Source organism: Caballeronia grimmiae, from assembly GCF_000698555.1.
GTDB classification, from domain to species: Bacteria; Pseudomonadota; Gammaproteobacteria; order Burkholderiales; family Burkholderiaceae; genus Caballeronia; species Caballeronia grimmiae.
Window position 1 is genome coordinate 1 of sequence record NZ_JFHE01000113.1, and the last position, 1,408, is coordinate 1,408.

General features: G+C 56.7%; 1 protein-coding gene. It reads left to right on the plus strand.

Annotated features, from left to right (window positions below):
- Nucleotides 1–79 precede the first annotated feature (79 nt).
- Nucleotides 80–1,105, plus strand: a complete 1,026-nt coding sequence (locus tag BG57_RS30820; protein WP_024074122.1) for an IS110 family RNA-guided transposase — start codon at nucleotides 80–82, stop codon at nucleotides 1,103–1,105.
- The last annotated feature ends 303 nt before the right edge of the window (nucleotides 1,106–1,408 follow it).

Here is a 1,408-nt window from a genome sequence, read left to right on the forward strand (position 1 = left end):
CGGGCTAATGAGATGGTCACCCCCACACCCTGCGAGGGCTACGCTTTCGCAGGGTGTTTTGTTTTTGGAGGCCATCATCATGAGCGAGTCAGCACTGATCGGGATCGATCTCGGCAAACATAATTTCCACCTTCTGGGCCAAGACAAATCGGGCCGCGAGGTGTTTCGCAAAAAGCTCTCGCGAGCGCAGATGATGCGGTTCTTCGGCAACTTGCCGAGCTGCGTCGTGGTAACGGAAGCCTGTGCCGGCTCTCACTTCATCGCCCGTCAGCTTGCGGCGATGGGGCATACGACCAAGTTGATTTCACCGCAGTTTGTCCGCCCTTTCGTCAAGGGCAACAAAAATGACTTTATCGACGCAGAGGCCATTTGCGAGGCGGCTTCCCGTCCGTCCATGCGCTTCGTTACGCCTAAAACCGAGTCTCAGCAAACCCTGTCTGTCCTGCATCGCATGCGCGAGTCGTTGGTGCATGACCGCACCAAGACAGCCAATCAGATGCACGGTTTCCTGCTGGAATTTGGCATCAGCCTGCCCAAAGGCTCAGCCATCATGAAGCGTTTGGCAGCTGTTTTGGCCGAGCATGAGCTGCCTGTGCGGCTGACAGTGCTGTTGCAACGCCTGCACGATCACTTCGTTTACCTGGATGAACAGATCAAGGAACTGGACAAACAACTGGCTTGCCAGCTGGCCGACGATGATCTGGGGAGCCGTTTGCTTAGCATGCCGTGTGTCGGTCCGATCACCGCCAGCCTTCTGGCTGTAGAAATGGGCGATGGCAAGCAATACCGATGCAGTCGCGATTTTGCGGCTTCAGTGGGCTTGGTGCCGCGACAGTACAGCACGGGCGGCAAAGCCAATTTGTTGGGGATCAGCAAGCGGGGTGACAAGCACCTGCGGCAACTGCTGGTGCAATGCTCCAGGGTTTACATGCAGAGGCTGGATCATCAGAAGGGGGCTTTGGCCGACTGGGTGCGAGCGCTGCTGCGCCGACGACACTCGAATGTGGTGGCCTGTGCCCTGGCCAACAAACTGGCGCGTATCGCTTGGGCGATAGCGGCTCACCATGCGCAATATGAAGCAGGGCCAGACGCCTTGAACGCCTGACCCTGCGGTTGTTGCAGTACCACAATTCACCCTTCAGGTTTTGCGATAGCTGAACAACGGATGACGTGAACGGCCTACCGGCCTGGCGAAGATCCTGACATAAAAATCGGCTTCAGAAGCCGACGGGCTTTTAAGGATCGTCAGGCGCGACTCTCATCGTGGCGCTGGGGCAAGCCCCAAACAGACGCCGGATAGATTTAAGCAAGCCAACCACATCGCCCGTTAATCAGTATTGCAAAAATGGGGGGGACCATAGATTTTTTGTGCCCGAGGCAGCACATTCAGGCGTTGTTCATTGTACGC